The 26,637-nt window shown below is 38.7% G+C and carries 22 protein-coding genes and 2 pseudogenes; 10 read left to right on the top strand and 14 right to left on the bottom strand.

Annotated features, from left to right (window positions below; all coding sequences use genetic code 11):
* Positions 1-77: 77 nt before the first annotated feature.
* The 4 genes from F908_RS10990 to trpS form a co-directional block, all read right to left on the bottom strand.
* Complete coding sequence (locus tag F908_RS10990) at positions 78-1,784, bottom strand: flotillin family protein (protein WP_005161738.1); 1,707 nt, start codon at positions 1,782-1,784, stop codon at positions 78-80.
* A gap of 30 nt (positions 1,785-1,814) precedes the next feature.
* Positions 1,815-2,459: a YqiJ family protein gene (locus F908_RS10985; RefSeq protein ID WP_005161736.1), complete on the bottom strand. Its 645-nt coding sequence runs from the start codon at positions 2,457-2,459 to the stop codon at positions 1,815-1,817.
* A 238-nt stretch (positions 2,460-2,697) separates the two neighbouring features.
* Positions 2,698-2,898 (bottom strand): dodecin family protein, encoded by a 201-nt coding sequence (locus F908_RS10980; protein ID WP_004755923.1) that lies wholly within the window; start codon positions 2,896-2,898, stop codon positions 2,698-2,700.
* Between the two features lie 424 nt (positions 2,899-3,322).
* On the bottom strand, positions 3,323-4,336 hold the full coding sequence (trpS, locus tag F908_RS10975; protein ID WP_004664430.1) for a tryptophan--tRNA ligase: 1,014 nt from the start codon (positions 4,334-4,336) through the stop codon (positions 3,323-3,325).
* A gap of 165 nt (positions 4,337-4,501) precedes the next feature.
* On the opposite strand from trpS, the gene F908_RS10970 reads away from it, so the two are divergent.
* From F908_RS10970 to F908_RS15980, 3 genes and pseudogenes are all read left to right on the top strand, one after another.
* Positions 4,502-5,425, top strand: coding sequence for a DUF808 domain-containing protein (locus tag F908_RS10970; protein ID WP_005161730.1), 924 nt, complete (start codon positions 4,502-4,504; stop codon positions 5,423-5,425).
* Positions 5,426-5,467: 42 nt separating this feature from the next.
* Positions 5,468-6,361 carry a KPN_02809 family neutral zinc metallopeptidase gene (locus F908_RS10965; protein WP_005161727.1) on the top strand — a complete coding sequence of 298 codons (894 nt, stop codon included), beginning with the start codon at positions 5,468-5,470 and terminating at the stop codon, positions 6,359-6,361.
* Positions 6,362-6,379: 18 nt separating this feature from the next.
* Positions 6,380-6,502, top strand: a pseudogene (locus F908_RS15980) (IS5/IS1182 family transposase); the annotation flags it as partial.
* A 283-nt stretch (positions 6,503-6,785) separates the two neighbouring features.
* Here F908_RS15980 and F908_RS10960 read toward each other — a convergent pair.
* The 5 genes from F908_RS10960 to carA form a co-directional block, all read right to left on the bottom strand.
* Positions 6,786-7,223, bottom strand: a complete 438-nt coding sequence (locus F908_RS10960; protein ID WP_005161726.1) for a universal stress protein — start codon at positions 7,221-7,223, stop codon at positions 6,786-6,788.
* Between the two features lie 209 nt (positions 7,224-7,432).
* Positions 7,433-8,059 carry a CatB-related O-acetyltransferase gene (locus F908_RS10955; protein WP_005161724.1) on the bottom strand — a complete coding sequence of 209 codons (627 nt, stop codon included), beginning with the start codon at positions 8,057-8,059 and terminating at the stop codon, positions 7,433-7,435.
* A 67-nt stretch (positions 8,060-8,126) separates the two neighbouring features.
* Entirely contained in the window at positions 8,127-8,603 is a 477-nt protein-coding gene (greA, locus tag F908_RS10950) for a transcription elongation factor GreA (protein WP_005161722.1), read from the bottom strand.
* Between the two features lie 90 nt (positions 8,604-8,693).
* Positions 8,694-11,927 (bottom strand): carbamoyl-phosphate synthase large subunit, encoded by a 3,234-nt coding sequence (gene carB, locus F908_RS10945; RefSeq protein WP_005161720.1) that lies wholly within the window; start codon positions 11,925-11,927, stop codon positions 8,694-8,696.
* Between the two features lie 14 nt (positions 11,928-11,941).
* Complete coding sequence (gene carA / locus F908_RS10940) at positions 11,942-13,081, bottom strand: glutamine-hydrolyzing carbamoyl-phosphate synthase small subunit (RefSeq protein ID WP_005161719.1); 1,140 nt, start codon at positions 13,079-13,081, stop codon at positions 11,942-11,944.
* 360 nt (positions 13,082-13,441) lie between these two features.
* Between carA and F908_RS10935 the strand changes: the two genes are divergently transcribed.
* Positions 13,442-14,050 carry a hypothetical protein gene (locus tag F908_RS10935; RefSeq protein WP_005161718.1) on the top strand — a complete coding sequence of 203 codons (609 nt, stop codon included), beginning with the start codon at positions 13,442-13,444 and terminating at the stop codon, positions 14,048-14,050.
* A 49-nt stretch (positions 14,051-14,099) separates the two neighbouring features.
* Here F908_RS10935 and F908_RS10930 read toward each other — a convergent pair whose 3' ends face one another.
* Entirely contained in the window at positions 14,100-14,636 is a 537-nt protein-coding gene (locus F908_RS10930; RefSeq protein WP_005161717.1) for a DOMON-like domain-containing protein, read from the bottom strand.
* Between the two features lie 5 nt (positions 14,637-14,641).
* A complete protein-coding gene (yhbY, locus tag F908_RS10925; RefSeq protein ID WP_004660805.1) occupies positions 14,642-14,968 on the bottom strand; it encodes a ribosome assembly RNA-binding protein YhbY in 327 nt (108 codons plus the stop codon).
* 228 nt (positions 14,969-15,196) lie between these two features.
* Here yhbY and rlmE point away from each other — a divergent pair, with 228 nt between their 5' ends.
* The 5 genes from rlmE to F908_RS10900 all read left to right on the top strand — a co-directional run bounded on the left by rlmE (position 15,197) and on the right by F908_RS10900 (position 21,038).
* Entirely contained in the window at positions 15,197-15,847 is a 651-nt protein-coding gene (gene rlmE / locus F908_RS10920; protein WP_004660807.1) for a 23S rRNA (uridine(2552)-2'-O)-methyltransferase RlmE, read from the top strand.
* 136 nt (positions 15,848-15,983) lie between these two features.
* Positions 15,984-17,879, top strand: coding sequence for an ATP-dependent zinc metalloprotease FtsH (ftsH, locus tag F908_RS10915; RefSeq protein WP_005161716.1), 1,896 nt, complete (start codon positions 15,984-15,986; stop codon positions 17,877-17,879).
* Between the two features lie 139 nt (positions 17,880-18,018).
* The gene (folP, locus tag F908_RS10910; protein WP_005161714.1) at positions 18,019-18,873 is read left to right on the top strand and encodes a dihydropteroate synthase; all 855 of its coding nucleotides are present in this window, start codon (positions 18,019-18,021) and stop codon (positions 18,871-18,873) included.
* A gap of 119 nt (positions 18,874-18,992) precedes the next feature.
* Complete coding sequence (locus tag F908_RS10905) at positions 18,993-20,612, top strand: vWA domain-containing protein (RefSeq protein ID WP_005161712.1); 1,620 nt, start codon at positions 18,993-18,995, stop codon at positions 20,610-20,612.
* 111 nt (positions 20,613-20,723) lie between these two features.
* Positions 20,724-21,038, top strand: coding sequence for a DUF5713 family protein (locus F908_RS10900; RefSeq protein WP_034602853.1), 315 nt, complete (start codon positions 20,724-20,726; stop codon positions 21,036-21,038).
* A gap of 29 nt (positions 21,039-21,067) precedes the next feature.
* Here F908_RS10900 and F908_RS10895 read toward each other — a convergent pair.
* Positions 21,068-22,671 (bottom strand): annotated as a pseudogene (locus F908_RS10895) (CocE/NonD family hydrolase).
* Positions 22,672-22,949: 278 nt separating this feature from the next.
* On the opposite strand from F908_RS10895, the gene pnuC reads away from it, so the two are divergent.
* On the top strand, positions 22,950-23,522 hold the full coding sequence (gene pnuC / locus F908_RS10890; RefSeq protein ID WP_005161695.1) for a nicotinamide riboside transporter PnuC: 573 nt from the start codon (positions 22,950-22,952) through the stop codon (positions 23,520-23,522).
* A 43-nt stretch (positions 23,523-23,565) separates the two neighbouring features.
* On the opposite strand, the gene F908_RS10885 is transcribed toward pnuC, so the two are convergent.
* Positions 23,566-24,699: a glycerophosphodiester phosphodiesterase gene (locus F908_RS10885; RefSeq protein WP_005161692.1), complete on the bottom strand. Its 1,134-nt coding sequence runs from the start codon at positions 24,697-24,699 to the stop codon at positions 23,566-23,568.
* 164 nt (positions 24,700-24,863) lie between these two features.
* Positions 24,864-26,477, bottom strand: coding sequence for a phosphoethanolamine transferase (locus tag F908_RS10880; RefSeq protein WP_005161690.1), 1,614 nt, complete (start codon positions 26,475-26,477; stop codon positions 24,864-24,866).
* Positions 26,478-26,637: the final 160 nt, after the last annotated feature.

Genomic DNA, 26,637 nt, shown 5'->3' with positions numbered 1-26,637 from the left:
GGGTTTTTTATTGATCAAGTTTTTGATTTTCATAAAAAAGAGCCTTATTACTAAGACTCTTAATAGATCGAAAATACTTATTCAGTTTTAGGTTTCAACCCTTGAGTTAAACCATTGATATCACCGCCTTGTAAACCTAACTCACTCATTAAGCTATCAATTAACGGTGCTTGTGAACGGTAGCGTAGGGCGCTATTCACAACCTGATCAGACAAAGAAGTTTGACTACTTTCTATTGTTTCACCTGATGCAGAACCACCTGCAAAGCTACTTAAACCATTCACCTGTAAAATTTTGATGTCATCAATATTTTCCATTGGTTTCACACTTTCACGAATGATTTCAGGTAAGTGTTTAAGTAATGCCAGACGAACTTGCATTTCCACTTGTTCAGCAGAAAGGGTATTGGCGGCTTCATTGACTGCACGAGCACCTTCCGCATCAACTTGATATTGTTTCTCTAAGGCTTGAGCAAGCAAGATTTTAGCATCGGCTTCACCTTTCGCTCTTAAGCGAATTTTTTCAGCTTCGGCTTCAGCAGCAATACGTACAGCTTCTGCTTCATCAGCAGCGGCTTTTTTACCTGCATCTGCTGCGACAGTGATAGCAATTGCTTCTTTTTCAGCAGTCTGTTTGGCTGCAACTAGTTCAACCGCTTTTTGACGTTCAGCACGTTGTGTTTCACGTACCGTTACAACTTCTTCTTCGGCTTTTACGGCTTCGGCACGGGCTTTATCTGCTTGGGCTTTGGCTTCTGATTCTGCACGAGATTTTTCAGCAATCGCAATTGCACGGTCTTGTTCAGCCAATTCAATGGTTTTCTTTTGTTCAACCTGCGCTTTTTGAATCAATTGTGCTTTTTGAATATTTTCATTTTCTACATCACGAGCCGAAGCAATACGTTTGATTTCAACTTCACGTTCAGCAGCAATACGGGCTTCTTCAGCTTCACGCTTTTTAGCCGCTTCTTGAGCAGCAATTTCAGCACTTTGTTCGGCCTTGCGAATTGAAATTTCACGTTCCTGCTGTAGCTTGGCATATTCCTCTTCACGAGAAATTTGTAGTCTTGCCTGTTCAGCTTGCAGATTTTTCGCACGAATCGCCAGATCAGCATCTTGCTCAATGTCGTTACGCTTTTTACGACGATCTTCGATGGTTTCAGTTAGTTTGGTTAAACCTTCTGCATCAAAGGCGTTTTGTGGATTAAAGAATTTAAAACTGGTCTGGTCTAAACCAGTCAATGACACTGTTTCAAGTTCTAAACCATTTTTAGATAAATCTTCAGAAACGACTTGCTGAACCTTTTGTACAAAGTCCACACGTTTTTCATGCAGTTCTTCCATTGCCATCTCAGCAGCAACAGCACGTAAAGAGTCAACAAATTTGCCTTCAACCAAGTCTTTCAATTCTTGAGGTGACATGGTTTTTCGACCTAATGTTTGGGCTGCCGTTGCAATTGATTCACCAGTAGGTTTGACTCGAACATAGAATTCAGCCATGACATCGACACGCATACGATCACGAGTGATCAGTGCTTGATCTGCTGCCCGTTTAACTTCGAGGCGCAAAGTATTCATATTCACAGGAATAATTTCATGTAAAACAGGGAGGACAATTGCTCCTCCGTTTAGAATAACTTTTTCACCTCCAAAACCTGTTCGCACAAAAGACACTTCTTTACTGGAACGGGTATATAGGCGAGCAATCACAACACCGATAAAAATGAGTGCTGCAAAAATAATACCGGTGATGATTAAAATTTCAGTCAATGCTGAACTCAACATTTAAAATCCCTCATTAAATTAATATATAAATTAAGCAGTAATTGCTTGGAATCCAATTTTTGTTCTTTGGGTTAAAATCACATCTTGCCCTTGGTAAAAAATAATATCTAACTCAGGTTCAACCAAGACATAATGGGTTTGACCGAATTGATCTTTTACTTTAGCTTGAGCAGGGGAGTTTTGTGTGGCTTGTCCTAAAATAATTTGTGCTGTACGACCAATCAGTTCATCACTATGAATGGCTGTGGTTTCATCTTTTGGAATAATTTTACTGATCAATGCTGCACTTGTTCTCACTAGTGGCATACATAAAAATAAACACATAGGAGCAATGATCCAAGCAGATAAATAATGCTCGGTTAAGTGGAAAAAAATATCCTGAATAATGAGACCTGTGAGTGAATAGACCGTTAAAAAGATAATTAACCAAATGAGAAGAGGAACTTTTCCTAGATAAAGCCACTCTAAAAGCTGAGTAAAAATACCGTTAGTATGTTCAATAGAAATATCGGCATGATCAACATCAACTAGACTGTCTGGTAAAAATTGATCAATGAAACTACTACTACCGCTAAATAATAATAAAATTAATTCTAGAGCACCTATAAATAGGCATAGCATTAATGAAATACTAAAAACAATGTTTGATGGATGTGTTAATAAATCCCATATCATTTGTATTACTCTTATATCTTTTTGAGATAATTAATAAAATTTTTATAAAAATAAAACAGTTATAAGAGTAAAGCGAATGGGGGTGAATTTCAACTTAAATCGTTCTGATTGCTATGCTCTGGCAGATGAATAAAAGATGATTTTATAATCTGTTTGATCATTTTGGATGATCAAATATTGTCGACATTGTCAATATAAAAAAATCCCCAAACGGGGATTTTTAAAAGATAAAATCTTTTTATTCAACAAGGAAACTAATTTTTAAATTCACGCGATATTCAGTAATTTTATTGTCTTTGATCACTACTTTCTGCTCGTTGATCCAAGCACCTTGAACATTTTTGACCGTTTCAGTGACTTTAGCAATTCCAGTTTGAATTGCATCTTCAAAGCTTGTGTTGCTGCTAGAATTGACTTCGACGACTTTAGCAATGGACATAATAATCTCTCTCAGTGTGTGGTAGTTATTGAAAAATTATCATAGATCAAAAAATAAGCTAGACCGCTACAATTAACTTTTTATTGCTAAAAACTTACATGTTTTCACAATCGAGAAATAGGCATAAAAAAAACGCAATGATTGGGGTTGTCATTGCGTTGAACAACGAATCTGTTAAAAAAACAGTTTCGATGAAAAGGAGAAATGTCATAAGATTAGTTTTTTCTAATCTACATAGCCATCATATAAAAAAACTTAACCAAATTCATAGGTATTCATGTTAACTACTGTTAATAGATGTTAATAAGTGACGAAAATTGTTAGTTATAAATTTTATTGGGTAGTTCTTAAATTAGACTTAAATCCATGAGTTAATTAAAAAAGCCCAGAAATATGGGCTTTTTTGCGATAAAAGTAACGTAAATTAGAATTTAAATAAACCTAATCCACTTTTCACTTCATCTAATGTTTGCTGAGTAATGTCACGGCATTTATCTGTACCATGTTTTAAAATGTCCATAATATAATCAGGATCTTTTTCAAGTTCAGCTCTGCGTTCACGAATCGGCAGGATCAATTCTTTGAGTACACCTTCTAGGCGTTTTTTCACCGTACCATCACCTAAACCACCACGACGATAATGCGCTTTTAGTTCTTCGATTTCTTCTTTATTTGGATCAAACGCATCAAGGTAAGTAAATACAATATTACCTTCGACTTGACCTGGATCCTCAATTCTTAAGTGATTTGGATCGGTATACATTGCGTTGACTGCTTTTTTAATGTCTTTATCAGAAGCATTCAGCACAATAGTATTGCCTAAAGATTTAGACATTTTTGCTTTACCATCAAAACCAGGTAAGCGTCCCATATTCGATAATAATGCTTTACACTCAGGTAATAAGTCATGACCAATTTGGCGGTTAACGCGACGTACAACCTCATTGGTTTGTTCAATCATTGGGATTTGATCTTCGCCAACAGGTACTACAGTCGCTTTAAATGCGGTAATGTCTGCTGCTTGAGCCACTGGATAACATAAAAAGCCAGCAGGAATATCTCGTTCAAAACCACGCATTTGAATTTCTGACTTAATGGTTGGATTGCGTTCTAAACGAGCAACCGTCACAAAATTCAGATAGAGCATGGTCAGTTCATTGAGAGCAGGCAAGCATGATTGGACACAGATCGTTGTTTTGGTTGGATCAATACCAACTGCCAAATAATCTAATGCAACTTGAAGAATATTATTACGGACTTTATCTGGATTATCAGCATTATCAGTGAGTGCTTGAGCATCTGCTAATAAAAGGTGTTGATGATGACTGTCTTGTAAACCAACACGAGAGCGTAACGAGCCAACAAAGTGTCCAAGATGAAGTTGTCCAGTAGGGCGGTCGCCTGTCAAGATGATTGGACGTTGATCAGCATTACTCATGATATATTCCAAGATTCAGTAGTTTCATAAATATAAAGATTGATATTATTGTACGGGAAATAAAATTTTTTCGTCAGCGATTGCTTAAACTTTTTCTTAAAATAATGTTGTGAATTTATTGAGGAATTCTACAATAGCGAAATAAATACAAACTGGGAAATAAAAATGGCGAGTGGATTATTGTTATTACTCGATGATATTGCAACGATTTTAGATGATGTTGCGGTAATGAGTAAGATGGCTGCAAAAAAAACAGCAGGGGTGTTGGGTGATGATTTAGCCCTAAACGCGCAGCAAGTCAGTGGTGTACGTGCAGATCGAGAGTTGCCTGTGGTATGGGGAGTTGCTAAGGGGTCTTTCGTTAATAAACTTATCTTGGTTCCATTAGCATTACTGATTAGTGTAGTTGCACCTTGGTTAATCAATCCTTTATTAATGATTGGCGGCTTATTTCTATGTTATGAAGGAGTAGAAAAAGTTGTACACATGCTCCAGCATAAAAAAGCAAAAACAGCTGAGGAAGCCAATGAAAGCTTGGAACAGATCGAAATAGATTTAGACAAGTTTGAAAAAGAAAAAGTAAAAGGTGCGATTCGTACGGATTTTATTTTATCTGCTGAAATTGTGGTGATTTCGTTAGGTACAGTTGCAACAGCAGCATTTATGACTAAAGTGACTGTATTAAGTGTGATTGCAATCGTAATGACCGTAGGTGTTTATGGTTTTGTTGCAATGATTGTGAAAATTGATGATTTAGGCTTATATTTAACACAGCAAGCATCTGCGTTTAAAAATAAAATAGGTCGTGGTCTACTCGCATTTGCTCCTATTCTAATGAAAACATTATCTATTGTTGGAACGGTTGCAATGTTTTTGGTAGGTGGTGGAATTATTTCGCATACAGTTCCTTTATTACATCATTTTACTGAAGAAACCGTAGACCACTTAGAATTGATTCCAAGTTTTGGTTCAATTATTGGTGCCTTAACACCAACTTTGATTAATCTAGGAATCGGCTTTATTGCGGGTGCGATTGTATTAATGGTTGTTATACTTATTCAAAAATTTTGGTCAAAAGCATCTGCATAAATAAAATGCTCAATCACCATCATTATCATATGTGAGGTTAATATGCGTTGGAAAGGTCGTCGTGTCAGTACCAATGTTGAAGATCGTCGTGGTGGTGGTGGAGCAAAAGCAGGTGGTATCAGTATTATAGGTTTGATCGTTGCATTTGTTGCGTGGAAGTTTTTTGGAGTAGACCCACAACAAGCCTATCAAGCAACTCAAGCGGTTACCAGTGCTCAGTCTTCACAACAGGGTGTTGCGCCACAAAATTTAACTGCTGAACAGAAAGAGGCAAGTGATTTTGTTGGAACTATTCTTGCGGATACAGAAGATACTTGGACGCCGATTTTTCAAAAACTTGGCATGACTTACACGCCACCACGCTTAGTTTTGTTTAGCGGTGTCGATAAATCAGCTTGTGGTAGGGCACAAGCAGCGATGGGGCCGTTTTATTGTCCTGCTGATCAAAAAGTTTATATCGATACTGCTTTCTTTAAAGATATGCGCCAGCAAATGGGTATTTCTGGTGAGCAGAATCAGACAGAACTTTCTCGCCAAGATCAAGCAGGGGATTTTGCACAGGCTTATGTTATTGCGCATGAAGTCGGGCATCATATTCAAAATCTATTGGGCATCTCTGGTCAAGTACAGCAAGCACGTGCACAAGCTAGCCAAACACAAGGAAATCAGCTTTCTGTCCGTTTAGAATTACAGGCGGATTGTTTTGCTGGTATCTGGGCGCATCAGAATCAACAACGCACTCAATTTTTAGAACAGGGTGATATTGAAGAAGCAATGGATGCTGCCGAGAAAATTGGCGATGACTATTTACAACGTAGAGCTACAGGTCAGGTTGTTCCCGATAGTTTCACACATGGCAGTAGTGAACAACGAATGCACTGGTTTCAGCAAGGTCTGAAATCTGGAGATATCAATCAATGTGATACTTTTAAGTAAAAACGATGAATATTTGTTCTTAAATTATTAGGCGATAAACTCTGCTCAAGGAATTTTGATAGCCAAGTGAATGAGATTCATGCACGCATAGCAGTCCTCAACAGATTTGCGAAATTAGGTCGACCCACTTACCCAAGTTAGGCCTTAAATTTAGCTCAATTAGGGGGCTTTACATTTCAAATCTGTGTGCAAAAAAGCCCTTAAGTACTAAAGATACCAATGGTGTACTGAATGATCTTAAGAAAGAAAACATTCAAGCAAATACACAGTAACTGACGATTGTTTCTACGACTGAGTTACCAAAAGAAGTTTTACAAAAAGCAAAACCTATTGAATTAAAAACTCAATAATCAAAAAATAACCCTTATCAAACTTAAGGTTTCATAAGGGTTGCGATGTCTTCTAAAACTAAAAATCAGAATATTTAACGTACGACCAAAACAGGGATATGGCTTTCACCTAATACTTTTTGAGCTACGCTGCCTAAGATAAATTTTTTGAAACCAGTCCGACCGTGTGATCCCATAATAATCAGATCAGCACCTAAGTTCTGTGCAGCACTGATAATTTCCCCATTTACAGAGAAGCCTTCCAACACTTGAGTTGCAACTGTCAATCCTAAAGCTTCAAATTTCTTTTCCGCTTTGGTTAAATTTTCTTGAACGTAGCTACGAACACGCTCTATCAATTCATTACTTTGACCGAGTCTAAGGTATGCATCTGCCAAATATGGGTCTAAGGTCATCACCTCAACCACAGTGATTTCACTATTTAGGGCTTTTGCAAGTTGAGCCGCTTGTTGAATGACATTATCGGAGATTTCAGAGTCATCAATTGCAACGAGGATTTTTTGATAAGTCATGTTGATTACTCCTTATTATTACACTTTGAGTTGTTTCTAAATTTTTGTTTAAAATAAGATCTATGTTTTCATATTAAACTTATTAGTAGCATAATAAAACCTAGTAATTTTATAAGAATAATTAAATGTTAAAGCAGTTTTTAATTATTCAATCCATTGAAAAATAATCTTTTTTTTAAATATTAAGGTGAATATTAGATTTGGAAAGATTATAGACTTTGGTCTAAATATGAACATAACTCTACGAGTTGATCCGTCTGCAATTGTTCACGCATTTTTAAAATTTGCTTTTCATCTAAGTCATACAATTTGAGGGAAAGCAGTTTTTCGATGTCTTGTTCAGGAAAACGATATTTTATCACTTTGGCTGGAACACCAGCAACAATTGCATAAGGCGGTACATCTTGGGTGACCACAGCACCTGTTGCCACGATAGCACCTTCACCCAATTTTACTCCCTGCATAATCATGGCGCGGCTACCAATCCAGCAACCATCGGCAATCACGGTATCACCAGCAGGCAAGAAACTACGGGTGTCAAAAGGGAAGGTCGAAATCCAATCAGGACGGTGTAATTGATTGCCGCCCATCATAATCACGCATTCAGCACCAAAACAGACAAAATTGCCAATATGAAGTTGGTCTATTGGTTTTTCTGGTGTTGCAGGTTTGTCATGTAGATAACGTACCACACAACGTTCAAAGCCCTGATCCCAATAAGCAGAATAATAAGAGTAATTGCCTTTGATATGGATATTTGGATTTTTTACTGTTTTGGAAATAAATTCGAATTCACACCAATGTTTAACAGGAGAGTTGATCAAAGATGAGTCCATTGAATTTCTACCGAGTATCTTAAGAAGAAAAACCCCTCAAATAGAGGGGCTAATTCAGTTTGGAATATTAAAGATATTCCACACTGACGATTTCGTATTCAACTTCACCTTGTGGTGTTTGAATTTTTACTTCGTCGCCTTCGCTTTTACCTAAAAGACCACGGGCAATCGGTGAGTTCACTGAGATTTTATTGATTTTAAAATCTGCTTCATCATCACCTACGATTTTATAAGTTTTACGTTCTTCAGTGTCTAGGTTTTCGATGGTTACTGTAACACCAAACACAACACGACCGTTTTGTTCAAGTGTTTTGACATCAATCTCTTGAGCTGCACCCAGTTTGCCTTCGATATCCTGAATACGACCTTCACAAAAACCTTGCTGTTCACGTGCAGCGTGATATTCAGCATTTTCCTTTAAATCACCGTGCTCACGAGCTTCCGCGATCGCTTGGATAATACGTGGGCGATCCACTGTTTTTAGCTGTTGTAATTCTTTCTCTAAGGCAACCTTGCCTTCAGGAGTCATAGGATAACGTTGCATTTCAGTCCCTCTAAATTGGTTGGGAAAATACAGGATTAAAAAAAGAAAAAGCCCGCCACCGATAAGGTGGCGGGACTTATCAGTAAAGAATTAACCTACAGTTTGTAAATCTTGCAAGCGGTATACATCCATTGGCAATTTCACAGAAAATGCTTGGCAAACAGCCTCAGCACCATTAATTGTCGTAGTGTAATACACTTTACCTTGTAGGGCAGCACGACGAATCATGGCAGAGTCGTATTGAGCTTGTTTGCCTTCAGTTGTGTTGACAATAAGATGAATCTCACCATTTTTCAAGCGGTCTACAATATGTGGACGACCTTCAGTGACTTTATTGACAGCTTCACACTCAATGCCTGCTTCTTTCAGAACACGATGTGTGCCATTCGTCGCAACAAGTTTGAAGCCATATTCGATTAATTGTTTAGCAATATTGGCAATGTATTTCTTATCTGATTCACGAACTGATAAGAACGCATGCTTCACTTCGCCTTCTGTTGGCAAGCCTGGTAAACGTTCGTTTGAACCAAGTACTGCTTTGTAGAATGCTTCACCGAAAGTTTGACCGACACCCATTACTTCGCCTGTAGATTTCATCTCAGGCCCAAGCATTGGATCAACACCTTGGAATTTAGCAAACGGGAATACCGCTTCTTTTACAGCAAAGTGAGTCGGGATGATCTCTTTAGTGAATCCTTGAGATTCTAAAGATTGACCAGCCATACAACGTGCAGCAACTTTTGCTAAAGACTCACCAATACATTTAGAAACGAAAGGAACAGTACGTGATGCACGTGGATTCACTTCGAGTACATAAATGTCGTTGCCTTTTACTGCAAACTGAACGTTCATCAAACCTACAACGCCAAGCTCTTTTGCCATCGCAACAGTTTGACGACGCATTTCATCCTGAACTTCTTGTGAAAGAGAGTAAGGCGGAATCGAACATGCTGAGTCACCTGAGTGGATACCAGCTTGTTCAATGTGTTGCATGATACCGCCGATCACAACGTCTTTACCGTCAGATACGCAGTCCACATCAACTTCAGTTGCATCATCAAGGAAACGGTCAAGAAGAACAGGCGCTTCATTAGACGCTTGAACTGCTTCACGAAGGTAACGTTTAAGTTCTTCTTCGTTATATACGATTTCCATTGCGCGACCACCTAACACATAAGATGGGCGAACAACTAGCGGATAACCAACTTTTGCAGCTTCAGAGATACCTTCTTCAGCAGATTTAACGATACTGTTGTTTGGTTGACGAAGCTGTAGACGTTGAATCATTTGCTGGAAACGTTCACGGTCTTCTGCACGGTCAATCGCATCAGGAGATGTACCAATGATTGGTGTACCTGCTTCTTCTAAAGCACGCGCCAATTTCAATGGTGTTTGACCACCGTACTGTACGATCACGCCTTTAGGCTTCTCTGTACGTACGATTTCAAGTACATCTTCAAGTGTTACAGGTTCGAAGTACAAACGATCTGAAGTGTCATAGTCAGTTGAAACTGTTTCAGGGTTACAGTTCACCATGATGGTTTCATAACCGTCATCACGCATCGCTAGCGCAGCGTGTACACAGCAGTAATCAAACTCGATCCCTTGACCAATACGGTTTGGACCACCACCAATGACCATGATTTTGTCACGGTTCGATGGATTTGCTTCACATTCTTCGTCGTAAGTTGAGTACATGTAAGCTGTGCCAGATTCGAATTCGGCAGCACAAGTATCAACACGTTTATAAACTGGATAGACACCCAAGTTCCAACGTTGTTTACGGAATTGTTTTTGTGAAATACCCATCAAGTCAGCAATACGCAGGTCAGATAAACCTTTACGCTTGAACGAACGGATATTGTCAGCATTTAAATCGCCAAAGCCTAGAGTTTTTACTTGAGCTTCAGTTTTAACGATGTCTTCGATTTGGATCAAGAACCAACGGTCAATCTTCGTTGCTTCGAATACGTCATCTAATGAGAAACCGTGACGGAATGCGTCAGCTACATACCAAATACGCTCAGGGCCTGGAACTTTAAGTTCTTTTAAGATGATGTCTTTGGCATTAGCCGTACCAACTTCGATTTTTTCATCAAAGCCGCTGACACCTACTTCAAGACCACGAAGCGCTTTTTGAACAGATTCTTGGAAGTTACGACCAATTGCCATCACTTCGCCCACAGATTTCATCTGAGTCGTCAATACAGGCTCAGCTTGCGGGAATTTTTCGAAGTTGAAGCGAGGAATCTTGGTTACAACATAGTCAATCGCTGGTTCAAAGCTTGCAGGCGTGATACCACCAGTGATGTCATTTTTCAATTCATCAAGGGTATAGCCAACCGCAAGTTTTGCTGCGATTTTCGCAATTGGGAAACCTGTTGCTTTAGAGGCAAGCGCAGATGAACGAGAAACACGAGGGTTCATCTCGATCACAACCATACGACCATCTTTCGGGTTAATACCGAACTGAACGTTTGAACCACCTGTTTCAACACCGATTTCACGAAGAACAGCAACCGATGCATTACGCATGATTTGATATTCTTTATCTGTCAATGTTTGCGCAGGGGCAACAGTGATTGAGTCACCTGTGTGTACGCCCATTGGGTCAAAGTTTTCAATCGCACATACGATAATACAGTTGTCGTTTTTGTCACGAACAACTTCCATTTCGTACTCTTTCCAGCCAATCAGTGATTCATCAATCAATAATTGTTTGGTTGGAGAAAGATCGAAACCACGTTCACAGATTTCAATAAATTCTTCTTTATTGTACGCAATACCGCCACCAGAACCACCCATCGTGAATGACGGACGAATGATCACTGGGAAGCCGAAACGTGACTGAATTTCCAGTGCATGTTCCATACTTTCAGCAACATCGGCACGAGGGCACTCTAAGCCGATTTTACGCATGGCGATGTCAAAAAGTTTACGATCTTCTGCTTTTTCAATCGCTTCTTTTGATGCGCCAATTAATTCAACATTGTATTTTTCTAAAACACCGTTGGCATCTAATGCAAGTGCACAGTTCAATGCAGTTTGACCGCCCATCGTTGGGAGGACTGCATCTGGGCGTTCTTTTTCAATGATTTGAGCAACAGTCTGCCAAGTGATTGGCTCGATATAAGTTGCATCTGCCATTGAAGGGTCAGTCATAATGGTTGCTGGGTTAGAGTTCACCAAAATAACACGATAGCCTTCTTCACGAAGTGCTTTACATGCTTGCGCACCTGAGTAGTCAAACTCACATGCTTGACCGATCACAATTGGACCTGCACCAATAATTAAGATGCTTTTAATATCCGTACGTTTAGGCATTATTCGCTCCTTAATTACTTCTTAGATGCTTCAATAAGTTCGATGAAATGATCGAACAATGGAGCACAGTCATGTGGACCAGGGCTTGCTTCAGGGTGACCTTGGAAGCTGAATGCTGGTTTGTCAGTGCGATGAATACCTTGGTTTGTACCATCAAACAGAGAGCGATGTGTCACTTTTAAGTTTGCAGGTAAAGTACTCTCATCGACAGCAAAGCCGTGGTTTTGAGAAGTAATCATCACTGTACCATTCTCAAGATTTTGTACAGGATGGTTTGCACCGTGATGACCATGATTCATTTTCATGGTCTTCGCGCCAGAAGCAAGTGCTAAAATTTGGTGACCTAAACAAATACCAAATACAGGTAAAGTCGTAGTTTCAACAATCGTTTTTACTGCTTCAATCGCATAGTCACATGCTGCTGGATCACCAGGACCATTTGACAAGAACACGCCATCTGGATTTAAAGCGAGAACTTTCTCAGCAGGGGTCTGTGCAGGCACAACAGTGAGTTTACAACCACGGTCTGCAAGCATACGTAAGATGTTGGTTTTGACACCATAATCGTATGCAACAACATGAAATTTAAATTCTGGTTGGCTAAAACCTTGACCTAAAGTCCAAGAACCTTCAGTCCATTCAAAGCCTTCAGGATCACAGCATTCTTTTGCAAGGTCTAAACCATTTAAACCACCGAATGCACGTGCTTTTGCAATTGCTTCTTCTTCAGTGATATTTTCACCAGCAAGGATGCAACCATTTTGCGCACCTTTGTCACGTAAAATACGTGTCAATTTACGCGTATCAATATCAGCGATTGCAACAACATTATGTTGTTCCAAGTATTCACTGAGTGATTGTTCTGCACGGAAATTACTATGTAATAAAGGAAGATCACGAATAATTAAACCGTTCGCCCATACTTTATGGATGCGACCAGATTCAACGTCTTCGCTATTACAGCCTGTATTTCCAATATGGGGATAAGTCAGCGTCACAATTTGTTGCGCATAACTTGGGTCAGTCAAAATTTCTTGGTAGCCAGTCATGGCTGTATTAAAAACGACTTCACCAGTCGTACTTCCCGATGCACCGATAGACGTTCCTTTAAAGATCGTTCCATCTGCGAGGGCTAAAATGGCGGGGGTGCTCAAACCAAAGCTCCTGAACTAAAACCACAAAAATAGGGCTGTAAAAAAGCGAGAAGACATAAAAAAAGGTAGGCTGTCTTTAAAAACATGCCCCTCCTTCCAGTCTGCTCGCTTGTAACTTAACAGCGCATTATACGCATGAGTAGTTCAAAAGTCTATCTGTTTTATTGGCTAAAGCGAGTAATTGTAGTTTTTCTTTTATAAGTTTGGCTGTTGTTATGTCTATTGCCAAATCAATCATTCTTCTATCTATATCATGAGATATTATGAAAATTGTCTAACAATTTTTTCATACTCTAAAAGTAAAGCGTTTTATCTTATATTTAGCCAAAAAATCAACTAACAATATAGAGGGGAAACACAATGGCTGATAATCAAACGACACCAGCAACTGAAGAAGTTAAAGAAGTTGTGGTTGAAAAAACAGCGAAGGCGAAAGAAGTTGTTGCAGAGAAAACCACTGAAGTTAAAGAAGCTGTTGCTGAAAAGACGGCAGAAGTGAAAGAGGTGGTTGCTGAGAAAACTGCAAAAGCGAAAGAAGTTGTAGCTGAAAAAACAGCGAAGGCGAAAGAAGTGATTGCTGAGACTCAGGAACAAGCGAAAGAAGTCATTGCTGAGACTCAAGAGCAAGTGAAAGAAGTATTAGCTGAAACTCAAGAAAAAATTGAGGCGGAAGCGAAAGAACTTAACCAAAATATCCAAAATCAGCTTGCACAAATTAAGCAAGATATTTTGCAGCGTATTGATGTTATTAAAACTCAACTGAATTCATCACAAGGCAATTTAGTTGAATTAACGAATGCATTAAAAACTGAGTTAAATGCTTTAATTGAAGATTTAACGAAGGTCAGCAAAGAGTTGAAAGATGATATTGGTCAAATTTCAGTGAAGCATAAAGATACTTTGGTTGGTAGTTTTAAGCGTACTAAAGAGCAAGCGGTAGAAGCTTGGAATAAAGTTCGCGCTAGCTAACAAGTATTTAAATAAAAAAAGCGAGATCATTCTCGCTTTTTTTTATTTTTTAGAATTGATGTAACCAATCGCGTTTATTATGAAAGTCGGCTTGTGGGCTACTATGTTGCATTGCAAAATAGTGATTACCTTGAGTGGTATTAAAAACCGCAGTTAAACCTAAATACAAGTCAGACCATTTCAATTTATTCTGTTGCATAAATTTAGATAAATCTAGACTGACATTTAAACCATAATGTGTGCGTTGCAAATGGTTCAACTCAATGTCATATGCAGCAACGGGCGGCATATCCTCTGGGAAGCGATATTCTTCAAATTGATAGGCTTGCCAAGCTTGAGAGGGAGAAAGATTGATTTCACGATAAAAATCTTCATCTTTCACACCAATAAAAATCTCAAAACAAGTCTGCTCCCATAAAAAGTCTTGGCGAGGATGAGCCTTGACTTGATCTGGGTAAATCAGAAACTGATTGGGATCACGAACCCAAAAACCAACATTTAATGTCGCTGGTGTTTGTTGCTCAATTGCTCCAACGACAGTAATAGCATTAAAGCGATCGAAAGCAGAAAGTTCATAACTTGCCATTTTGATTACTTATTACTTAAGTGAGCAAAACGAACTAAATTAGAAAGATGCTGGTTTTGTTTTGCTGCTTTTTTATAAAGCAAAACAATTTTACCAATTTTCTGTACAGATTCAGCACCTGTTGCTTCAACAAGCGCATCAATTACTGCGGCACGTGCATCACGATCTTCACCTGCAATTTTCACTTTAATGAGTTCGTGATCATTGAGTGCGCGATGAGTTTCTTCAATGACGTTTTCTGTAAGACCTTGGCCACCAATCATTACAACTGGATTAAGTGCATGACCAATTTGACGTAAACGCTTACGTTCATGGATAGATAAAGCCGCCATTAAAAATACCTGATTGGGAAAACGACCTAGTATAACTTGCATCCCGTTTCTAAGATAGATTTAGCAGACAGGCACTCGAAACAAATATGTGAAAATTAGGCAAATAGCCAATCATGACAATCGGAAAAAATCTGTAAAAGTTCGTGTGAATGAACTACAACCGTACTGTAATGAGAGTAATTTTAACGTACAATGACCAATCAGAAGTTTTTTGAAATTTAGTGAGTTATGGCGACACGCATTACCAATCAAAAATTGTCTAAAAGCAGTCGTGCATGGATGAGAGAGCACTTAGATGACCCTTTTGTAAAGAAAGCACAGAAGGAAGGTTATCGCGCTCGTGCAGCATATAAATTACTTGAAATCCAAGAAAAATATAAAATGATCAAGCCGGGTATGACCGTTGTCGATCTTGGTGCAGCACCAGGCAGTTGGTCACAAATTGCAGGTAAGTTAGTCGGCGCAAATGGTTTAGTGATTGCTTCAGATATTCTCGCAATGGACGCTCTTCCAGATGTGACTTTCTTACAAGGTGACTTCCGAGAAGAAGAAGTTTTCGAAAAATTGTTAAATATTTTAAATGGACGTCAAGTAGACGTTGTAATTTCAGATATGGCCCCCAATACATCAGGTAATAGGGCTGTGGATCAACCACGCCAGATTTACTTATGTGAGTTGGCATTGGATTTTGCTCAAAAAGTTTTAGGCCCAAATGGACAGTTTATTGTTAAGGTGTTCCAAGGCTCAGGATTTGATGAGTTCAGAAAACAAGTTGTTGATAGTTTTGATGTATTAAAAACAGCCAAACCTGCGGCATCTCGTGCTCGATCAAAAGAAGTTTTTTTGATTGGTCAAGGTCGTAAAAAGGCATTGCAATAAAAGTGTACTTGCCAAGTTGTTAAAAATTGTGCATTTTGTACCTTTTAAGTTTTTTGCAACGCAAATTTATTGCTGTTTTTGTGAAGGTCAGCCAAGATTAGGTATGATCAAATTAGATTGATATGGGAATAAAGCCTTGAGCGATTACTTCAAGAATGCCGTATTGTGGCTCATCATACTCGGTGTTCTGATTTTGATTTTTAGCAACGTCAGTGACCGCAATAAGCCTGCAGCGATGAAATATTCTGATTTCGTTGCAGCGGTGAATGCTGGGCAAATTAAACAAGTCACAATTGACGGTTTAAACATTAGTGGTGAAAAAACCAATGGTTCTTCTTTTGAAACGGTTCGTCCACAAGTAGAAGACACTGAATTGCTTCCAAGCTTGAATAAACAGAATGTAGTCGTTGAAGGTACTGCACCACAACGTCAAGGCATTTTGATGCAACTTCTCATTGCTAGCTTCCCTGTATTACTGATCATCTTATTATTCATGTTCTTTATGCGTAATATGGGTGGGGGCGCTGGTGGCAAAAACAGCCCAATGAGTTTTGGCAAGTCAAAAGCGAAAATGTTATCTGAAGATCAGATTAAGATTACGTTTACCGATGTTGCAGGTTGTGATGAAGCAAAACAAGAAGTGGTTGAAATTGTTGACTTCTTGAAAGATCCTTCTAAGTTCAAACGTCTTGGTGCAACCATTCCTCGTGGTGTATTGATGGTTGGTCCTCCAGGTACGGGTAAAACATTACTTGCGAAAGCCATTGCAGGTGAAGCTAAAGTTCCATTCTTTAGTATCTCTGGTTCTGACTTCGTTGAAATGTTTGTTGGTGTCGGCGCTTCACGTGTTCGTGACATGTTTGAACAAGCTAAACGTCATGCTCCATGTATCATCTTTATTGATGAGATTGATGCGGTGGGTCGTCATCGTGGTTCGGGTACAGGTGGTGGTCATGATGAGCGTGAACAAACCCTGAACCAAATGCTTGTTGAGATGGATGGTTTTGAAGGTAATGAAGGCGTAATTGTCATTGCTGCAACTAACCGTGTAGACGTACTTGATAAAGCATTGCTTCGTCCAGGTCGTTTTGATCGCCAAGTGATGGTGGGTTTACCAGACATCCGTGGTCGTGAGCAAATCTTGAATGTTCATTTGAAGAAACTTCCTTCGGTTACAGGCGTGGATGTTAAAGTCCTTGCTCGTGGTACGCCAGGATTCTCAGGTGCGCAACTTGCGAACTTAGTCAACGAAGCTGCGTTGTTTGCTGCTCGCCGTAATAAAAACACGGTCGATATGCATGACTTTGAAGATGCAAAAGACAAGATCTACATGGGTCCAGAACGTAAATCGATGGTGATTCGTGAAGAAGAACGTCGTGCGACGGCTTACCATGAAGCTGGACATGCCATTGTTGCTGAAATTTTGCCAGGTACAGACCCTGTGCATAAAGTGACAATCATGCCACGTGGTTGGGCACTAGGTGTAACTTGGCAGTTGCCTGAGCAAGACCAAACTAGCCATTACAAAGATAAGATGTTGAATGAGCTTTCAATCTTATTTGGTGGTCGTATTGCCGAAGAAGTGTTCATTAATCAAATGTCGACAGGTGCATCAAACGACTTTGAACGTGCAACTAAAATGGCGCGTGCAATGGTGACCAAGTATGGTATGTCTGATGCTCTTGGTGTAATGGTTTATGAAGATGAAAACCAAAGTGGTTTCTTTGGTAATGTGGGTAGCCGTACAATTTCAGAAGCAACTCAGCAAAAAGTTGATGAAGAAGTACGTCGTATCTTAGATGAACAATATAAAGTTGCTCGTGATATCTTGGAAAATAACAAAGATATCGCACATGCAATGGTGAAAGCGTTGATGGAATGGGAAACCATCGATCGTGACCAAATCCGTGACATTATGGAAGGTCGTGAACCACAACCACCTAAGGTCTATATTCCTGAAAATCCAGTGGCTGCATTTGAACCACCGAAAGATGGTCCATCTACACCACCACCATTACCAGTAATGGGCTAATGGTTAAAATCAAAGAGAGTCGCTAAAAGCGGCTCTTTTTTTGTTCTTATTTTAGCCAAGCTGAAAATAAATCAACAATGTTCACAGAATAGTCTTGTTAAACTAAAGTGATTCGTAAAGTGTTAAGAGTTTTTTGATAATGCAGTTGATGCCATTACCACAGCAGCAGTTACAATGTGGTCGTTTTACATTGGATTTATCCCAACCACAGATTATGGGTATTCTCAATGTCACCCCTGATTCTTTCAGTGATGGTGGACAGCATCATCAAAAAGACCTCGCCATTCAACATGCTTTGCAGATGATTGAAGAGGGTGCAAGCATTATTGATATTGGTGGAGAGTCAACTCGCCCAAATGCATCACCCGTTGAGCTAGAAGAAGAAATTCAGCGTGTAATTCCTGTGGTGGAAGCATTATCCAAGTATGATGTGATCATATCGATTGATACCAGTCAGCCTGAGGTGATTCGAGCTGCCGTGAAAGCAGGTGCGCATATCTGGAATGATGTTCGTGCTTTAACTCGTCCACAAGCTTTAGAAACGGCGGCTGAATTAAATATTCCTGTGGTGTTGATGCATATGCGTGGTGAACCGACCAATATGAATCAGTTGGATCAATATCAGGATGTGACTGAAGATGTGATTCATGAATTACAGCAGCGGCTTAATCAAGCAATTGCAGTCGGAGTAAGCAAAGAAAATATTATTATCGACCCAGGTTTCGGTTTTGCCAAGAACGCACAACAGAATTTTCAATTACTCAATGAGTTTTGGAAACTCAATCGGATGGGGTATCCGATCTTGTCTGGCTTGTCACGTAAACGTTTCATTGGTGAGGCATTGAATGGTATACCTGCACAGGAACGTGCGCTTGGAAGTGTCATGGGGCATCTACTGAGTATTCAGCAGGGCGCTAGTATTGTTCGAGTGCACGATGTTAAAGCCACAAGCGATGCGATAAAAGTTTGGAATGCGATGAGTTTAGCTCAATAATTACAGAGAAATAATGAAGATAAAAATACATTCCAATACGATGTATCTTTATCTTTTTGCATACAATCACTGCAATCTCGTCATTCATTTAAAAGACATAAAAATTGGGGGATTTTATGATGCATCAATCTACAAAAATACTGACCTTAACCTTGCTAAGTTCTATGATGATCGCCTGTGGTAATCCCGTAAAGGAACGTAGCCATGTAGTCGCTCCTGCATCTTTGGTTATGTCTAATATGGCAGCGGATAGTACCCGAAAGATGATTGCTCCTGCTGCGTACATGGCGGCAATGCCTAGTCCAGAAAGCGTGCGGCTGGAGCAGAATACTGAAAAATATCAAAAGAATGAGGTCAATCCTATTTATCGGGTTGCAGATCAGGCAGTTTCAACTTTTAGCATTGATGTCGATACAGGCAGTTATAGCAATACCCGCCGTTTCCTGAATGATGGGCGTTTGCCACCAGTCGATGCGGTTCGTGCTGAGGAAATGATTAACTACTTTGATTATCAATATCCGCAGCCAAACAGCATTCACCCATTCTCGGTCACGACTGAAATTGTTGATTCACCGTGGAAAGAAAATGCCAAACTGATCAAAATCGGGATTCAAGCCAAAGACTTGGCAACCAAACAGTTACCACCAGCCAATTTGGTATTCTTGGTTGATGTTTCAGGTAGTATGGATGCGGCAGATAAGTTACCCTTGGTTAAGCAAACTCTTAGATTATTGACCGAGCAATTGCGACCTCAAGATAAAGTCACGATTATTACTTATGCTAGTGGCGAGAAACTCATTTTAGCCCCCACTTCTGGTGATCAAAAAGACAAAATTTTAACCGTCATTAATGAATTACAGGCAAGTGGGGCAACCGCAGGCGAACATGCAATTCAACTGGCTTATAAACAAGCTGAAAAAGCCTTTGTGAAGAATGGAATCAATCGTATTTTATTGGCAACTGATGGCGACTTTAATGTAGGTATTACTGACTTTAGTACTTTAAAAGGGATGGTGGCGGAAAAGCGCAAAAGTGGTATTTCACTCACGACACTGGGCTTTGGAACAGGCAACTATAATGAGCAGTTGATGGAGCAACTGGCGGATGCAGGAGATGGTAATTACAGCTATATTGATAATAAAAATGAAGCGAAAAAAGTGGTACAACGTCAGCTTTCGTCAACACTGGCAACGGTTGCTCAGGATGTAAAAATTCAGGTGGAGTTTAATCCTGCTACGGTAAAAGAATATCGTTTAGTTGGCTATGAAAATCGGATGTTGAAACAGGAAGATTTCAATAATGATAAAGTTGATGCGGGCGATATCGGGGCAGGGCATAACGTGACGGCAATTTATGAAATCGTTCCAGTTGGGCAGCAAGGCTGGCTCAATGATTCACGTTATCAGGCATCGACAAAAACAGATACAACGAAAAAATCTGAATATGCGTTTGTAAATTTGCGCTATAAATTGCCAAATCAAGAGAAGAGCATTCTTTTAAACCAAGCTGTAAAAGCGCAAAGTAAGTCCCTTGCTCAGGCCAATAGCGATACTCGTTTTGCGATTGCGGTGGCTTCCTATGCCCAGCAGCTAAAAGGTGGGCAATACAATGCTGCTATGGGGTGGGATCAAATTATTCAGTTAGCCCAGCAATCTGCAAAACCAGATCTTTACCAAATGCGTGAGGAATTTATAGAGCTTGCCAAGATCGCAAAAAGTTTAAGTGCTAAAAAAGACTAAATTATCTTTTTTAAAAGCGGTCGGAAAGATCGCTTTTTTTATGTCTAAATATCGTGATTTGTATGGGATTATGTTATAAGCATGGCGTTTTATTGGCATATTATTTTATTTATGTTTGAAGATCTCCTTCTCCCCATGTTTGATGATGAATATTATCCTGACATTCTCGTTGCCGAAGTTAAACAACAGATTAAACACTTTTCCAAAAAGGTGGGTCGTTCTGGTTTAACTGAAGCAGAAATATATCATTTTGCTCATCATACAATGATCGCAATTAATGAGATGAAACCCCAGTTTGAAGACCTAGATTCAAGTTTAGATGATACGGCTGCGGATTATATTGCTGAAGCTATGATGATGATTGTGCAAGAAGCAGGTTATTTTGAGATTGAAATGGAACAATTGATTGCAAATCGAGAGTGGTAAAATTCACTCTCGATATTTAGAAATTATGATCATTCCTTATTTGAAATCTCACTCCAAAATTTAGGTAAAGTAATTTGACCTGAAATCCATGCTTCAATTTTAGGTTGTTTAATTTTTTGATAATAAATACTTTCGGTCTGAATCAGTAAGCCTAAAGTATCGCCTTTGTTCAAACTTCCATTAATACTAGGTAATTCAATGGTTTGATTTCCTTTCGATGCTGAATTTTTATGAGAAATAACTTGATCAAAAGTATGTTTTTTGCTTGGATTTAATGCTGTTGTTTGATCATTTAAAATAGCATATTTACCCGTTTTTCCAGATTTAATGGCCATAGAAATAAATAGTGTTGGTTCTACTTTATTATTTGGCGTTTCGATCTTTAAATTGAGTTGTGGTGTACCTGTGAGATGTGCCAATTCAGTTATTGTATGGATCGGAACAAACACAGCTTGCGAATTCTGAGGTTCAATCCAAGTTCTATTTAACGTGTATTGTGTTTTTGCATCCAAATCTTTGAACTTATAGACTGGACTTTTGTCGACACATAATTCTGGTAAATCAATTGTTGCAGTTTGGTCTTTGAGTTTTTGATCAAACCATCCCATGATCGTGTCTTGTAATTTATATTGCTTTTGATTCCCACAGGCAACAGATTTCCCAATATACCAAAAAGGAGTATCACCCAATGGGGAACGCTGTGCAAATGGTTGTAAATGTCCGCCTTGTACGCCGATTAAATGGACTTCATGCTGCGATTTCTGAATACATTGAGCCGCTTTAACGCCTTCATTAAAAGGAAATAATACATCTCTAAAGCCTTGGATAATGAGCGCATCTGCTTTTGGCGCTTGAGCATTTTCACAAAACCAACTAGCTTGATGTGTCTTTAGAAAATCATAAGTTGATTGTTTCAACTGACCTTGTTGGATATCTTGATAAGCTTGTTTAAGTTCGGGATCAATTTTTTCCAGTTCCACCAGTCACCAATCAAATTCAAGAAACTTAGCCAATCTCCTTTTGGAACGCCATTGGGTACAAGGCTATCGACGATATCATGCCAAGTTGTGATTGGTACAATTGCTTGTAGGCGAGGGTCTAAAGCAGAAGCAATGTATTGCACACCGCCTGCATAAGATTCACCAATCATACCTGTACGAACACCATTTTGATTTTGTGCCAGCTGTGGCAAGTTTTTTTCAGCCCAGTTCATGATGCTAATGACATCTTGAGCTTCTTTTTCAGGATCGGTTAAGCGAATTTTACCCTGACTATTTCCATGACCACGTTGATCATAGCTGATTACCCAATAGCCATCTTTCCACGCTGTTTTGGCTACTTGACCCGTCGGAAGTAAAAAACCATACAAGCTTAATTCTGGTCTTTTCATTCGAGATAAACCAAAACCATGGGTATGTAGCAGCAAAGGAGCTGTTTGTCCTGCTTTTAAATGTGGTTGATACACTGTAAACGCAATGATTGTTCCATCTGATGCGATTGTTTTTGCTTGAAAATAACGTTGTTTTAATTCTGTTGGTTGAGATTGAATTTTTTGAGGTTGAATTGCCGCATTGACACAACCTTGTAATAGCAAAAAAATGCCAAAGCAAAGCCATAAAATATTTGAACGCATAGATTCTTTCATCCTTGAGCAAATCTGTGAGAAATTCTAATTGGATGGTATGTAGTTTACAGTGTGAAACGGATTGAGACTATAAAGGATAGGTCATTTTATTGACCTATCAGTTTTATACTATTTAATTCGATGTGGGCTTGAGTGAAAAATAACCTTTGGCGTTAAAGCTTTAAAAATATGGCGAATAGAAGCGCATCAGATCAAGATTTTTTGGCTTGCTTAAATAAAGAATATTTCCATAATGTTGTCATTCGGATTTTCAAAGTAGTTTGCTCTTGTCTTCTTTAGAAATTATTGCCGTTATTATTAGTGTGATCGGTGTTGCGCTCACGATAAAACGGAATATGTGGTGTTGGTGGTTTAATTTTTTGGCATTTATTTTATATGCTTACCTTTTTTTCACCTTTAAATTATACGGCGAAACGATTTTACAATTCTTATTTATGCTGATTAATTTCTATGGTTTTTATTATTGGCTGAAAGGTAAACGCCAAGACCATGAGATTCGGATCGAACCAATTGCAGCCAAAATGGTATTGATGCAAATGTGTTTAGCAGCAATCGGTGGATTATTGTTTGGTTTAACGCTTAAACATTTTACCGATGCTGCTGTACCGTTATTAGATGCCCAACTCGCTGCTTTTAGTTTACTGGCAACCTATTGGACAAGTCGTAAACATATCGCAACTTGGGTACTTTGGGTATTTGTCGATATTGTCTATGTAGGTATGTTTATTTATAAAGAATTATTTTTAACCGCAGGATTGTATGCCGCTTTTGTGTTGTTGGCTGCATATGGTTGGTGGCAATGGGAACAAGTCAAACACAAGCAACTTACTCTTTCTTAAAAATAAGAGCAGTAGAACAACTGCCCTTATTCACTACTTTGACTTATTTAGTTGCTTGATAACTTTGTACTGCCTGACGACCTAATGCTGGATCATCAGTAAATACACCATCTACGCCAGCCTTGAAGTAAAGTTGCATTTCCTTGATTGAACCAGACTCACAACGCTCGGCTGCTTTGGACGTATCCTTACTACATTTTAAGCTGTCTGGTAGGAAATTATTTTCAGGGCGGAAGGTATAAGGATGTACTTTTAAATTGACTTTATGGGCATCTGCAATAAAAGAGGTGGTCTGTGTCATTGCTGCATCTTTAAAGACATAGACTTTCCATGGACCTACACCATTCGCATAGGCCGAAACGTCTTTGAGGCCTTGTGCCGTTGCTAGATCTGCATAGGTTTTAGGATTGTTTTGTGCAACATAATCTGCTGGTCTTGCTTCAGGTGAATCATAGAGCTGAATCAATTGTGCATGCTTAACACTCTTGTGTAAATCGAGTTGATTTTTTAAATATTTTAGATTGCCAACTTCAAAAGACTGTAAATAAATAGGCGCAATATCGCGGCTATATTGGTATTTGGATAAGGTTTTTAACAAAGTATCTTCCATAGCCAAATTCTGTTTTTGGAAATAGGTTGGGTGTTTGGTTTCTGGATAAAGACCAATAATTTTGCCCGTTTTTTGATAATGCTTTGCAGCTAAATCAATGATTTCATCGAGTGTCGGGATTTCAAATTGATCATTATATTGCGTATTGGCAGCACGATACTGGGGAATACGCTCACGTGCTTTGAGCTGTTTTAGCTCGGCCAGAGTAAAATCTTCAGTAAACCAACCTGTTAAACTCACGCCATCAATAATTTTAGTTTTTTTACGGTCTGCAAATTGAGGAAGCGTTGCAACATTGGTTGTGCCGCTGATCTCATTTTCATGGCGAGCAACCAATATGCCGTCTTTGCTTGATACCAAATCTGGTTCAATAAAATCAGCACCATCATCAATCGCTTTTTGATAGGATGCGAGTGTATGTTCTGGACGAAGTGCGCTCGCGCCACGATGTCCAATCACTTGTGGTAATTGAGGTTCAGGTTGCGCCGTGCTTTGTTGATCTTTGTTGTCATCATTGCAAGCTGTCAGACCGATCAAGCTAATACAGACCAATACTTTTTTGAACATAATTTAACTCATTAGTTTTTCTTAAAGCATTGATCTTGCCGTTTTAATTTATCAAATGGATGACAATTAGATGATAATTTTATGAAAATAATGATTTTTTTAACTGAATGTTTGAAATCCAATATCTGATTTTAGGCTTTGATAAAGCGGGGTCTGGAGGGAGATTATGACTTCTGTTTCCAATAAGGCCAATTTACTTCAGGCGTAAAACGATAATCACGATCTAACCAATAAGATTGCGGTGAAGCAGTTTTATTTTTAAGACCCATGATATGCATTAAGTTGTTATCGAGTTCTGCTGTATTAAGCATTTTTTCTTTATTGACACCCGTGACTTGCATATTGTCATGCCACATAATCACAGGAACTTGGTATCCCGCTTTTGTATTCGGGCTGTGACCAGCATAGTCAATTTCATGACCAACTTCATTTCCATGATCTGAAACGACCATAAAAGATCTAAAATCAGAATTATTATCAGCCTTTAGATCGTCTAAAAATCTGGCAAGCAACGAGTCTTCATATAATACTGCATTATCATAATCATTGCGTAGTGAACGAACCCAAGGATCAATATTACGATTCTTGAGGTCGAGTTCGACAGCATCATTACTGTCTCCAGTAAATTTATTAAACGCTAATGGGTAACGTTCTTGGTAATTTGGATGTGCGCCAATCAAATGAAGAATAATCAGTTTTTTAGGATCCGGATCTGCAAGAGCTTGTTGATAAACGGGAATAAGCTTTTCATCTAATGAATGACTACTTCTTCCTGATCGTGTATTTTTATAAACAGCCGTATCTGCATAAGAACCAAATAATGAAGATAAATAACTATCATCTTGATTGCTTAACCAATAAATCTTATAGCCTGCCGCGCGAGCGTAAGCTAAAACGCTTTCCGAAGAATATTGATCATGCGCAGATGCAGGACTTTCAGTCAATAAAACACGTAGCGCATTGATCGTTGAAGGTGACGGTGAAAATGCATTACAAAAGATTTTTAACTCATCAAGTTTTTTTGCTAATTGTGGAGTCGTCTCGCGTTGATAATCACAAACACCTAAATTTAAACTTGTTAAGCTCTCTGAGAGAACTAACACATGTGTTTGTTTCTCATCCTGTTTTTTTGTTAAAGTTAAATTTTGCTTTGCACTGATGTCCCATTGTCGGTGTACATTTTGATGTTGCTTAATTCTATTTTTAAAATCCTGAAGTTTTGTTTGATAGTCTGACCAAAAAATGATAGGATGAACTTTACGTGATGGCTTCATTAAATAGCTTGTTATTGTTAATAGAACAAGTAAAACGATACAACTACGATAAATTCGACTCTGCCACATCTGATCAAGATGGTGAGCTTTAATCAGTTTGAAAGTAGAAATACTGTAAATAATTAGCAAGCAAAGTAGACTAAAAATCACACTTAAGATTGTGCTTAAGTGTAGTTGTATGAATTCCCACGTTTCCTGCTGACTGGTATTAGCAATTGCTTCAATAATAAAATAGGCTTCATTATCACTATCAAATAAAAACCACGTACTCGAACGCAATAGTACATCAAGCCAAGTCGCAAACCACCATAAAACTGTAAGTCCATACCAATATTTTTTTTGTGTTTTAATCGCAAGCCAAATTAAACCTACACCTGGCAAAGAAAGAAATCCCAGTCTTAAACCATCAGACAAATTGCCAGCAATACTGAGTAACCCCCCAGTAATTAATGCGGGTAATAGAATTAGGAGCAGAATATTAAAATGTTTAAAATTGGCCTTCATATATGCCTAAAAAATAAGGGAGCAACGGAGAGCGTGCTACTATCGGTTTAAGTGAGTGGAGTGTCAATCTAAAATTAAGAAGTATTTGATAGGATAGTAAATTAAATTTTTGACCTCATTTGTTTTCGATGAAATATGCTGATGATCAATAAAAAATTCA

This window comes from Acinetobacter sp. NIPH 284, assembly GCF_000369425.1.
Classification (GTDB): domain Bacteria; phylum Pseudomonadota; class Gammaproteobacteria; order Pseudomonadales; family Moraxellaceae; genus Acinetobacter.
Note: the sequence above shows the minus strand (reverse complement) of the source record. Positions and strands in the feature narration are given on the sequence as shown.

What these genes read in the sequence shown, in the direction of transcription:
- F908_RS10990 (WP_005161738.1), bottom strand. Translation starts at nt 1,784, where the DNA reads ATGTTGAGTTCAGCATTGACTGAAATTTTAATCATCACCGGTATTATT.
- F908_RS10985 (WP_005161736.1), bottom strand. Translation starts at nt 2,459, where the DNA reads ATGATATGGGATTTATTAACACATCCATCAAACATTGTTTTTAGTATT.
- F908_RS10980 (WP_004755923.1), bottom strand. Translation starts at nt 2,898, where the DNA reads ATGTCCATTGCTAAAGTCGTCGAAGTCAATTCTAGCAGCAACACAAGC.
- trpS (WP_004664430.1), bottom strand. Translation starts at nt 4,336, where the DNA reads ATGAGTAATGCTGATCAACGTCCAATCATCTTGACAGGCGACCGCCCT.
- F908_RS10970 (WP_005161730.1), top strand. Translation starts at nt 4,502, where the DNA reads ATGGCGAGTGGATTATTGTTATTACTCGATGATATTGCAACGATTTTA.
- F908_RS10965 (WP_005161727.1), top strand. Translation starts at nt 5,468, where the DNA reads ATGCGTTGGAAAGGTCGTCGTGTCAGTACCAATGTTGAAGATCGTCGT.
- F908_RS10960 (WP_005161726.1), bottom strand. Translation starts at nt 7,223, where the DNA reads ATGACTTATCAAAAAATCCTCGTTGCAATTGATGACTCTGAAATCTCC.
- F908_RS10955 (WP_005161724.1), bottom strand. Translation starts at nt 8,059, where the DNA reads ATGGACTCATCTTTGATCAACTCTCCTGTTAAACATTGGTGTGAATTC.
- greA (WP_005161722.1), bottom strand. Translation starts at nt 8,603, where the DNA reads ATGCAACGTTATCCTATGACTCCTGAAGGCAAGGTTGCCTTAGAGAAA.
- carB (WP_005161720.1), bottom strand. Translation starts at nt 11,927, where the DNA reads ATGCCTAAACGTACGGATATTAAAAGCATCTTAATTATTGGTGCAGGT.
- F908_RS10935 (WP_005161718.1), top strand. Translation starts at nt 13,442, where the DNA reads ATGGCTGATAATCAAACGACACCAGCAACTGAAGAAGTTAAAGAAGTT.
- F908_RS10930 (WP_005161717.1), bottom strand. Translation starts at nt 14,636, where the DNA reads ATGGCAAGTTATGAACTTTCTGCTTTCGATCGCTTTAATGCTATTACT.
- yhbY (WP_004660805.1), bottom strand. Translation starts at nt 14,968, where the DNA reads ATGGCGGCTTTATCTATCCATGAACGTAAGCGTTTACGTCAAATTGGT.
- rlmE (WP_004660807.1), top strand. Translation starts at nt 15,197, where the DNA reads ATGGCGACACGCATTACCAATCAAAAATTGTCTAAAAGCAGTCGTGCA.
- folP (WP_005161714.1), top strand. Translation starts at nt 18,019, where the DNA reads ATGCAGTTGATGCCATTACCACAGCAGCAGTTACAATGTGGTCGTTTT.
- F908_RS10905 (WP_005161712.1), top strand. Translation starts at nt 18,993, where the DNA reads ATGCATCAATCTACAAAAATACTGACCTTAACCTTGCTAAGTTCTATG.
- F908_RS10900 (WP_034602853.1), top strand. Translation starts at nt 20,724, where the DNA reads ATGTTTGAAGATCTCCTTCTCCCCATGTTTGATGATGAATATTATCCT.
- F908_RS10885 (WP_005161692.1), bottom strand. Translation starts at nt 24,699, where the DNA reads ATGTTCAAAAAAGTATTGGTCTGTATTAGCTTGATCGGTCTGACAGCT.
- F908_RS10880 (WP_005161690.1), bottom strand. Translation starts at nt 26,477, where the DNA reads ATGAAGGCCAATTTTAAACATTTTAATATTCTGCTCCTAATTCTATTA.